The following is a 10,267-nucleotide window of genomic DNA, read 5'->3' as shown; positions in this document are numbered from 1 at the left end:
GGAGGGAGCCGCCAAGAATAAGGGATAAGCGCACGGGTTCCGTCAGCAGGCTCTGGCGGTCAGGGTAAATCTGGTAACCCCGATCGCAAGCGGGTGGAGTGGCGCGCCCGGGAGGCAATAAAAAAGGCAGCTCGGTTGCCCGGGCTGCCTTCTTGGCGTACAGCGTGCGAAGGATTACTTGGCAGCGGTAGCGGTGGTCTTGCCGAAACGGTTGCGGAACTTCTCCACGCGGCCGCCCATGTTGTCCACGGACTTCTGCGTGCCCGTGTAGAAAGGGTGCGATTCGCTGGAGGTATCGAGCTTGAACAGGGGCAGCTCACGGCCGTCGTCGGTCGTGCCCATTTCCTTGGTGTTCACGCACGAACGGGTCACGAACTTGAAACCGTTGGACAGGTCCACGAACAGCACTTCGCGGTAGTTGGGGTGAATGCCTTCTTTCATGATCAATCCTTGTCAAGTGCGGGAGCCGTGCGGGACCCGGAGCAACCTTTGCGCCGTGGAGCATCCAGCGTACTTTCCGCAATAAAAGCCCTCCATTATAGCCTGCGCAGAAAATTGTTCAAGGTGGGCGCGGGAGTATCAATGCCCGCCGCTGCGCTGACAAGCCCATATTTGACAATGAAAGGGGTGTACCTATTCTGGGAAGCCTCTTTCAAGGAGGTTTTCATGGCGGTCTCCACACACCCTGCGCCTTCAGGCGCCCTGGCGCTGGTCGATGGGGCATGGGCCGCGCTGGAAGGCCCGGCGTCGGCGCGGCAGTGCCTGTCCGTTGCCGGCCAGGGTGATCTGCCTTCGGTGTTTCCGGTGACCGATCTGGCCGTGGCTTCGGTCGGGGTGGCGGGGCTGGCGCTGGCCGAACTGCTGGCAATGGAAGGTGGCTCCTGGCCCGCCGTGCAGGTGGACCGGCGGCTGGCCTCGTTCTGGTTCGGCATGTCGCTGCGCCCTGAGGGCTGGTCCTTGCCGCCCGTGTGGGACGCCGTGGCGGGCGACTACCGCGCGGCCGATGGCTGGGTGCGCCTGCACACGAACGCACCGCAGCACCGCGAGGCGGCCCTGGCCGTGCTCGGCGTGGCGGCCGACCGGGAGGCCGTTGCGCGCGCCGTGGCCCGCTGGGATGCCGATGCGCTGGAGGCGGCCGTGGTGGAGCGGGGTGGCTGCGCCGCTGCGATGCGCAGCACCGACGGCTGGGCACGCCATGCACAAGGCCTGGCGGTGCGGGCCGAGCCCCTGGTGCATTGGGAGGCTTTTGCGCCAACGCTGCCGCTGCCCGCCTGGCGCATCGACCCTGCCCGGCCGCTGCGCGGTGTGCGCGTGCTGGACCTCACACGCATCCTTGCCGGCCCCGCTGCGACCCGTTTCCTTGCCGGCTTTGGCGCCGAGGTGCTGCGCATCGACCCGCCCGGCTGGGACGAGCCCGTCACCGTGCCCGAGGTGGTGCTGGGCAAGCGCTGCGCGCGGCTCGACCTGCGCTTGCGCGAAGGGCGTCTGGTGTTCGAGGAACTGCTGGGCCGGGCCGATGTGCTGGTGCACGGCCTGCGGCCCGGCGCTCTGGAGGGTCTGGGGCTGGGGGCCGAGCGGCGCCGCGCCCTGAACCCGGGCCTGGTGGACGTATCGCTCAATGCCTACGGCTGGGGCGGACCCTGGCAGCACCGGCGCGGTTTCGACAGCCTGGTGCAGATGAGCACAGGCATCGCCGAGGCCGGCATGCGCGAAGGCGGCCACGACCGGCCCACCCCCTTGCCGGTGCAGGCCATCGACCATGCCACGGGCTACCTGATGGCAGCCGCCGCGGTCCGGGGCCTGGCGCAACGCAGGGCCACGGGCGCAGGCTGCACGGCGCGGCTGTCGCTGGCGCGCACGGCGCATTGGCTGGTGTCCGCCCAGCGCCATCCGTTGGAGCCATTGGCGCCCGAGCGGGCGGGTGATGTGGGTGAAGCGCTGGAGTCCACCTCGTGGGGCCCGGCCCGGCGGGTGCGCGCTCCGCTGGAGGTACAAGGGGCCGCCATGTGCTGGGACCGGCCGGCGCTGGCGCTGGGTTCCGCGCAGGCGTGCTGGTAGGTGGCGCAGATGGCACAACGCCCCGCAGGCCGTGAAGCCTGCGGGGCGTTCAGAGAGATTGGAGCCGCCTTTGACGGCGTCGTGTTCCACATGCCGGTGGAACGCGCATGGCCCAGGACAGAACCGCCGTGCAAGGGCCGCCCCGCCGCGCTGGAGGTGTCCCCCTTCCCGAAGGGCGCAGCCATTCGAGAGTAGGGAGAAGGCGCGCCAGCGCCTCAGGGGGGGGTGTTACCCTCCCCGGCGCATCATGTCGAAGAAGTCGACGTTGGTTTTGGTCGCCTTCATGTTCTTGATCATGAGCTCCATGGACTCGATCTCGTCCATGTTGTACATGAACTGGCGCAGGATGCGCGTCTTCTGCAGGATCTCGGGCACCAGCAGCAGCTCTTCGCGGCGCGTGCCGCTCTTGTTGAGCTCGATGGCGGGGAACACGCGCTTTTCGTACAGGCGGCGGTTCAGGTGGATTTCGCAGTTGCCCGTGCCCTTGAATTCTTCAAAGATCACTTCGTCCATGCGGCTGCCGGTGTCGACCAGGGCCGTGGCGATGATGGTCAGCGAGCCGCCTTCCTCGACCTTGCGCGCGGCGCCGAAGAAGCGCTTGGGGCGCTGCAGCGCAGCGGCGTCCACACCGCCGGACAGCACCTTGCCGCTGGAGGGCACGACGTTGTTGTAGGCGCGGGCCAGGCGGGTGATGGAGTCCAGCAGGATCACCACGTCCTTCTTGAGTTCGACCAGGCGCTTGGCGCGCTCGATCACCATCTCGGCCACGTGCACGTGGCGGGCGGCGGGCTCGTCGAAGGTGGAGGCGATGATCTCGCCCTTCACCGTGCGCTGCATTTCGGTCACTTCTTCAGGGCGCTCGTCCACCAGCAGCACCATCAGGTGCACGTCGGGGTTGTTGGCCGTGATGGCGTGGGCGATGTGCTGCATCATCACCGTCTTGCCGCTCTTGGGCGGGGCCACGATCAGCGCGCGCTGGCCGCGGCCGATGGGCGCGATGATGTCGATGATGCGGCCAGTGATGTTCTCTTCGCTCTTGACGTCGCGTTCCAGGCGCATCTGCTCCTTGGGGAACAGGGGTGTCAGGTTTTCGAACATCACCTTGTGCTTGTTCTGCTCCGGCGGGCCGTCGTTGACCTTGTCGAGCTTGGTCAGGGCAAAGTAGCGCTCGCCGTCCTTGGGCGTGCGCACTTCGCCTTCGATCATGTCGCCGGTGTGCAGGTTGAAGCGGCGCACCTGGCTGGGCGAGATGTAGATGTCGTCCGTGCTGGCGGTGAAGCTCGTGTCCGGGCTGCGCAGAAAGCCGAAGCCGTCCGGCAGGATTTCCAGCACCCCGTCCGCAAACACCTGCTCGCCGGCCTTGGCGCGCTTCTTGATGATGGCAAACATCAACTCCTGCTTGCGCATCCGGCCCGTGTTTTCGATTTCGAGTTCTTCGGCCTGCTTCAGGACTTCAGACACGTGCAGTGCCTTGAGTTCGTTTAAGTGCATGGAATGACTCCTTGGCGGAGTAGGTAGGTGTCTCGGGGGAGGTGGGCTGTTCGCCGGTGGTCTGCTGATGGCAGTCACGGCGTGCCTGAGGATCTCTCGAACCGGCTGCCAATGCGTGCAAGCCGGTGATCTGCTGGAATTATGACAGGAAAAAATCCGGGAGGGCCGGGCCGCTGCGCTCTGGCATGTGAAGAGATGCAAGCGGCGCTGAAAAAACGGCTGGCGGTACCCCGGCCCGGGGTGCCGCCAGCGTGGGCGTCATGCCAGTTGCTGGTCGACGAAGGCCGTCAACTGCTCCTTGCGCATGGAGCCGATCTTGGTGGCGGACAGCTGGCCGTCCTTGAAGAACATCAGTGTGGGAATGCCGCGGATGCCGAACTTGGCGGGCGTTTCGCGGTTCTCGTCGATGTTCAGCTTGGCGACCTGCAGCTTGCCTTCGTAGGCCTTGGCCAGGTCGTCCAGGTGGGGGGCGATGTCCTTGCAGGGGCCGCACCATTCGGCCCAATAATCCACCAGCACGGGGGTGGTGGACTGCAGTACGTCGGCTTCGAAGCTGGCGTCGGTGAGGTGCTTGATGAGTTCGCTGGCCATGGCGTAATCCTTGTATCTGGGTGGCTTTGGACCGGGGTACGTATAAAGTTGGGTCATTGTGACAGAAACCAATCCCACGTTCACCGGTGTGGCCAAGCCATCCGATGCTATGACTGTCATAGCTAAAACCGATCAGGCGGCCCCATGCTGGGCCCGGGTGCTGGGCGCAGTGGCGCAGCATCTGGCCACCTGCGGCGCCCACCCGGCCCGCGCCGTGGTGCTGGTGCCCTATGCGCAGCTCATGCCCTGGGGCCAGCGCCTGTGGGCGCGCCAGCAGCCCGACAGCTTTGTTCCGCGCTTCGAGACCACGCGCAACTGGGCGCACCAGCTGGCCGTCTTCGTGCCCGAGGGCCGGGACCTGGCGGGCGATGTGGCACGCGACACCCTCACCGCGCGCACCCTGCTTGACCAGGCGGGCCTGTCGGCGCAGCGCGACGTGCTGGCCACGCCACTGCAGGAGGCCGCTGCCCAACTGGCGCTGGCCGTGGCTGCGGTGCCGCCGGCCGAGCGCGATGCCTGGGGCGCGCAGGCGCGCAGCCTGCTGCCCGCGGCGGAGGAGGGCAGCACGCTGCGCTTCGAGGCTGCGGTGGCACGCATTGCGCTCGAATGGGCGCTGGCCTCGCGCTACGCCACCGACGTGCTGTTCGAGCCGGGCGTGCGCGCTGCCACGGACGCGCTGGTGGTGCTCGAAGGTTTCCAGGCCGAGCCGCTGGCCGCCGCGTTGCTTGCGCACTGGGGCGAGCGGGGCCTGGTGCTGCCGCTGTATGCCCCCGGGGAGGATGCCGGAGTGCAGGGGCAGATCGCCCTGCATGCCGCCAGCGATGCCGAAGACGAGGCGCAGCGCGCCGCCGCCTGCGTGCTCGCGCACCTGGCCGCGGGCCGTGCCCCCGTGGTGCTGGCCGCCACCGACCGGGCGCTGACCCGCCGCGTGCGCGCCCACCTGGGCAGCAGTGGCGTGGACGTGCGCGACGAAAGCGGCTGGACCCTGTCGACCACGCGCGCGGCCGCGCAGGTCATGGCGGGATTGAAGGCCTGCGCCTGGGATGCCGATGCCGACGCGGTGCTCGCCTGGCTCAAGCAGGTGCCCGCATGGCGGGCCGCCACTCTAAACCCGCTGGAAAAGGCGCTGCGCCGGGCATCTCTGGCGCGCTGGGATGCCGTGGCTGCGCGCGACTGGAGTGCGCACCCGGCGCTGGCCGCCGCCGTGGCCGAGGCCGAAGCCTGGCGTGCCGGCCTGCGCGCGGCGCGCCCGCTGGTGCAGTGGCTCGCGGCCCTGCGCGGGCTGCTCGAGGCCACGGGCCAGTGGGCCGTGCTGGAGGCCGACGACGCGGGCGAACGCGTGCTGGCCCTGTTGCGCCTGCCCGAGGGTTTGCAGGCCGAGCTCGACGCCTGGGAGGGTGTGGGCCGGCGCATGGCATTGGCCGAATTCACGCGCTGGGCCGACGAGGTGCTGGAGGCCGCGCGCTTCGTGCCCCCGCCGCCTCCCGGTGCGCCGGTCGTGATCTTGCCGCTGCCGCAGTTGCTGGCGCGCACCTTTGCCGCGCTGGTGCTGCCGGGCTGCGACGAAAAGCGCCTGCAGCCCGCGCCCGAGCCGCCCGGCGATTGGACGCAGGCCCAGCGCGAGGCCTGGGGCCTGCCCACGCGCGAATCGCTGGAGGCCGCGCAGCGCCTGGCCTGGCGCAGCGCGCTGCAGACCCCGGTGGTCGATGTGCTGTGGCGCACCGGCGACGAGGGCGGCGAGCCGCTGCTGGCCAGCGCCCTGGTGCTGGCCCTGCAGCTCGATGGGGCTGCGCATGCGGGCGAGGACATGCGCCTTGCGCGCAGCGTGCCCAGCGCACCCACCGCCCGTCCGCTGCCCAGCGGCCAGGCCTTGCCGGTGCACAGGCTTTCGTCCACCGCGTACTCGGACCTGCGCCATTGCCCCTATCGCTTTTTTGCGCTGCGCCAACTGGGCCTGCAGGAGGCGGAGGAGCTGGGCGGCGAGGTGGACAAGCGCGACTTCGGCAACTGGCTGCACGAGGTGCTGCAGCATTTCCACGAGGGCCTGCTGCAGGCACCGCTCGATGCCGGTCCTGCGCGCGTGCGCCGGCTCGACGCATCGGCCCAGGCCGTCACCGCCCGCCAGGGATTGCAGGGCGGCGACTTCCTGCCCTTCGCCGCGGGCTGGCCGCAGGTGCGCGATGGCTATCTGCGCTGGCTGGCGCAGCACGAACAGGCAGGGGCGGCCTTCCGGCAGGCCGAACTCCGAACCACCCAGCCGCTGGGCACGCTGGAACTGGTGGGCACCATCGACCGCATCGACGGAGTGTCGGGTACGGGCGAGGTGACGCCCCTGGTGATCGACTACAAGACCGAGAGCGATGCGGTTACGCGCCAGCGCATAGGCGCTGGCTCCGAAGACACGCAGCTGGCCTTCTACGCCGCCCTGCTGAGCCATGACACGCTGCGCGCCGCCTACGTCAACGTGGGCGAGCGCGGCGAGACGCAGATGCACGAGCAGGAAGACGTGGTGCACCTGCGCGATCTGCTCGTGGAGGGCATCCAGCACGACTTCGAGCGCATTGCCGCGGGCGATCCCATGCCCGCGCTGGGCGAGGGCATGGTCTGCGAGTACTGTGCAGCGCGCGGCCTGTGCCGCAAGGACTTCTGGGCATGACGAAGGCTGCATACGAACACAACGGCCAGGCCGTCTCGCGCGAGGCTTTCTATGCCATCGCCTGCGACCCGCAGCGCAGCGTGGCGGTCGAGGCCTGCGCGGGCGCGGGCAAGACCTGGATGCTGGTCTCGCGCATGCTGCGCGCCCTGCTCGACGGGGCCGCGCCGCACGAGATCCTGGCCATCACCTTCACCAAGAAGGCCGCGGGCGAAATGCGCCAGCGCCTGCAGGAATGGCTGGAGCAATTTGCCCAGGCGCCGCTGGACCAGCTTGCTGGCGAGCTGGTGGCGCGTGGCATCCACCCCGAGCGGGCTCTGGAGCAGCGCGAGGCCCTGCGCGGCCTGTACCGCCAGATGCTGGAGAGCGGCCGGCCGGTGCAGATCCGCACCTTCCACAGCTGGTTTGCCGCCTTGCTGGGAACGGCGCCGCTGGCACTGCTGCAGGCCCAGGGGCTGCCGGCCAACTTCGATCTGCTCGAAGACGATGCCGAGGCCGTGCGCGAGGTCTGGCAGCCCTTTCTGCAAGCGGTGGACAGCAACGCCGGCCTGCGCGCCGACTACGAAGCCGCCGTGTTCCGCCATGGCCGTTCGCAGACGCACAAGGCGCTCGCGGCGGCCCTGTCCAAGCGCGTGGAGTTCGACCTGGCCGACGAGGCCGGGGTGGTCGATGCCTCGGTGCCGCCGTTTTCCGAGCACTGCCCGGAGCTGGCGGGCCTTGCCAGCCCTGCCGATGAATTGCGGGGCGACCTGGTGCGCCGCCGCTGGCTCGACCGCGCCCAGGCCCTGGGCGCCGAGTCCGCCAAGACGCCGCAGAAGGCGGCCGATGCCATCGTCGATGCCTTTGCCTGCGACGACCTGGACCTGCGCCTGGACCTGCTGCGCAAGGCGATGTTCGTCGCCAAGGAAGACCGGCTGTCGAAGAACCTCGAAAAGTTCGCCGCCGCGCAGGAGGCCGAGCCCGAGCTGCAGCGCCTGCTGCTGGCGCGCCGCCAGCACGATGCCTGGCAGCACCAGCAGCGCATGGCGCGGCTGGCACGCTGCCTGATCGCGGAGTTCGCCGCCGTCAAGAACCGGCACGGCTGGGTGGACATGAACGACGTGGAGCGCACGGCCTTGGTGATGCTGGCCGACCCGGTGCTCAGCGGCTGGGTGCAGGAGCGGCTCGACGCGCGCGTGCGCCACCTGCTGGTCGACGAGTTCCAGGACACCAACCCGCTGCAGTGGCAGGCCCTGCACGCCTGGCTGTCGGGCTACGCAGGCTCGGGCGGTGGGGCCGCGGCGCCCAGCGTGTTCATCGTGGGCGACCCCAAGCAGAGCATCTACCGCTTTCGCCGGGCCGAGCCGCAGGTCTTCATTGCGGCGCAGGCTTTCGTGCGCAATGGCCTGGGCGGTGACCTGCTCAGCTGCGACCACACGCGCCGCAACGCCCGGGGCGTGATCGCCGCGGTGAACGATGCCCTGGGCACGGCGCAGGCGCAGGGCGAGACCAGCGGCTTTCGCGACCACACGACCGAATCCACCGACCCGGGTGAGTTGCTGCGCCTGCCCGCCATCGGCCCCCTGGACGAAGATGGATCTTCAGGCCGCAGCGGCCTGCTGGCCTGGCGCGACAGCCTGACCGAACCGCGCCACGAGGCCGAGGAAACCCAGCGCATGCGCGAATGCGAGCAGGCCGCGCGCTGGGTGGCCGCGCAGATCGCCGGTGGCGTGGCGCCCAAGGAGGTGCTGGTGCTGGCGCGCAAGCGCGACCGCCTGGCCTCCATGCAGGACGCGCTGCGCGCCCTGCACCTGCCCTGTGTGCAGCCCGAGAAGGCCGAGCTGTTCGATGCGCCCGAGGTGCAGGACATGGTGGCCCTGCTCGACGCCCTGGTCTCCACCGGGCATGACCTGTCGCTGGCGCGTGCACTCAAGTCGCCGCTCTTCGGCCTGGGGGACGATGCGCTCGTGGCCCTGGCCCTGCTGCGCCGCCAGCCCGAACATGCGGGATGCAGCTGGTACGAGCTGCTGCAGCGCCAGGAACTGGTGCACGCCACGCCAGCGGGCCCTGCCGGCCCGGTGCTCGCGCAGTACAAGGATTGGGTGGACACGCTGCCCCCGCACGATGCGCTGCATGCCATCTATGCCCACGGCGATGTGCTGGCCCGCTTTGCGGCGGCGGCACCAGCCACCCAGCGCGCAGTGGTGCAGGCCAACCTGCGCGCCCTGCTGGCGGCCGCGCTGCAGCACGATGGCGGGCGCTACCTCACGCCCTATGCCTTTGTGCGCGCCATGAAGAAGGGCGGGGTGCGTGCGCCCGGCCGCGTGGATGCGCAGGCCATCCGCCTGCTCACGGTGCATGGTGCCAAGGGGCTGGAGGCCGAGTGCGTGCTGCTGCTCGACACGGACACCCGGCCGCAGAAGGCCGAGACCATGGGCGTCCTGGTGGACTGGCCGGGCGAGCAGGCCGTGCCCACGGGTTTCGTGTTCCTGGCCAGCGAATCGAGCCCGCCGCCCAGCGCGGTCGATGCCCTGGCCTTGGAGCAGCAGGCACGCCAGCGCGAGGAACTCAACATGCTCTATGTGGCCATGACACGGGCCAAGCACTGCCTGGCTCTGTCGTCGGTGCAGCCCGCAAGCTCTTCCCCAGGCAGCTGGTGGAACCGGCTGGCCATGCTGGTCGAGGAGGTGGATGTGTCCCGGGAGGCGGGGGCTGGGGCCGAAGCGGCCGTGGCCGGGGAGGTGCAGGACGTCTTCGCTGTGGCCGGCTTGCCCGTGCTGCCCCCCGAGCTGGGCCAGGGCCGCAAAGGCGAATCGGGCGCGGGCCTGGTCGAAGGGTTCGGGGGCCTGGGCGAGGGCGGCCGGACCGGACCGCAGGAATCGACCCCCGAATCCCGCCTGGGCGAGGCCATGCACCAGTTGCTGGAGCAGGCCGGGGTGGCCGGCATGGCGCTGGCCCAACTGCGCCACCAGGGCTGGCAGCCCGCGCGCCTGGCGCGCCTGGCGCAGGACCACGAGATCACTCCCGCCGCGGCCGCACGCGCGGCGCAGCTGGCGCAGCGCATCCTGGCGGGCGAGGGCGCCTGGGCCTGGGATCCGGCCGAGGTGGACAGCGCCATGAACGAGGCGCCGCTCAACCACCAGGGCCAGAGCCTGCGCCTGGACCGGCTGGTGCACCGCCGAGGCCCCGCGGGCGGCTGGTGGGTGCTCGACTACAAGAGCGCCGCCCAGCCCGAGCGCCAGCCCGGCCTGGTGGCGCAGTTGCAGCGCTACCGCGAGGCGGTGCGTGCGCTGATGCCCGGCGAGCCGGTGCACGCGGCCTTCCTGACCGGGGATGGGCGCATGGTCGTGGTGCCTGCGGATTCCGGTGTGGCGGGTGGGGCGGCTGGCGTGGGGCATACTCTCGCCCCCGCCGCACCTCCGCCGCCCGTGCCCGCCAGGCCGCGCCGGGCGCCGCCTGCGGTGGATGATTCGCCCCAGGGTTCGCTGTTCTGAC

General features: G+C 70.0%; 6 protein-coding genes. 3 read left to right on the top strand and 3 right to left on the bottom strand.

The genetic code is table 11. The annotated features are described in order from the left end of the window. Positions 1-174 precede the first annotated feature (174 nt). Positions 175-441 carry a type B 50S ribosomal protein L31 gene (locus tag AC07X5_RS13755; RefSeq protein WP_409955326.1) on the bottom strand — a complete coding sequence of 89 codons (267 nt, stop codon included), beginning with the start codon at positions 439-441 and terminating at the stop codon, positions 175-177. Between the two features lie 225 nt (positions 442-666). On the opposite strand from AC07X5_RS13755, the gene AC07X5_RS13750 reads away from it, so the two are divergent. Next, positions 667-2,058, top strand: coding sequence for a CoA transferase (locus AC07X5_RS13750; protein WP_494770621.1), 1,392 nt, complete (start codon positions 667-669; stop codon positions 2,056-2,058). Between the two features lie 228 nt (positions 2,059-2,286). Here the strand turns inward: AC07X5_RS13750 and rho are convergent, their stop codons facing one another. Together rho and trxA are read right to left on the bottom strand one after the other, a co-directional pair. Continuing rightward, positions 2,287-3,549 (bottom strand): transcription termination factor Rho, encoded by a 1,263-nt coding sequence (gene rho, locus AC07X5_RS13745; RefSeq protein WP_007847642.1) that lies wholly within the window; start codon positions 3,547-3,549, stop codon positions 2,287-2,289. 258 nt (positions 3,550-3,807) lie between these two features. Then, positions 3,808-4,140, bottom strand: coding sequence for a thioredoxin TrxA (gene trxA / locus AC07X5_RS13740; RefSeq protein WP_322595820.1), 333 nt, complete (start codon positions 4,138-4,140; stop codon positions 3,808-3,810). A gap of 109 nt (positions 4,141-4,249) precedes the next feature. Here trxA and AC07X5_RS13735 point away from each other — a divergent pair, with 109 nt between their 5' ends. Both AC07X5_RS13735 and AC07X5_RS13730 read left to right on the top strand, forming a co-directional pair. After that, complete coding sequence (locus tag AC07X5_RS13735; RefSeq protein WP_494770620.1) at positions 4,250-6,796, top strand: PD-(D/E)XK nuclease family protein; 2,547 nt, start codon at positions 4,250-4,252, stop codon at positions 6,794-6,796. Then, on the top strand, positions 6,793-10,266 hold the full coding sequence (locus AC07X5_RS13730; protein ID WP_494770619.1) for a UvrD-helicase domain-containing protein: 3,474 nt from the start codon (positions 6,793-6,795) through the stop codon (positions 10,264-10,266). The genes AC07X5_RS13735 and AC07X5_RS13730 overlap by 4 nt, the downstream gene beginning before the upstream one ends. Position 10,267: the final 1 nt, after the last annotated feature.

It is taken from the genome of Acidovorax sp. GW458-11-26-14-TSB4, from assembly GCF_059423865.1.
This window is presented reverse-complemented; position numbering and strand designations above follow the sequence as displayed.

Coding starts and splice junctions, on each gene's coding strand:
- AC07X5_RS13755 (WP_409955326.1), bottom strand. CDS start 441: ATGAAAGAAGGCATTCACCCCAACTACCGCGAAGTGCTGTTCGTGGAC.
- AC07X5_RS13750 (WP_494770621.1), top strand. CDS start 667: ATGGCGGTCTCCACACACCCTGCGCCTTCAGGCGCCCTGGCGCTGGTC.
- rho (WP_007847642.1), bottom strand. CDS start 3,549: ATGCACTTAAACGAACTCAAGGCACTGCACGTGTCTGAAGTCCTGAAG.
- trxA (WP_322595820.1), bottom strand. CDS start 4,140: ATGGCCAGCGAACTCATCAAGCACCTCACCGACGCCAGCTTCGAAGCC.
- AC07X5_RS13735 (WP_494770620.1), top strand. CDS start 4,250: ATGACTGTCATAGCTAAAACCGATCAGGCGGCCCCATGCTGGGCCCGG.
- AC07X5_RS13730 (WP_494770619.1), top strand. CDS start 6,793: ATGACGAAGGCTGCATACGAACACAACGGCCAGGCCGTCTCGCGCGAG.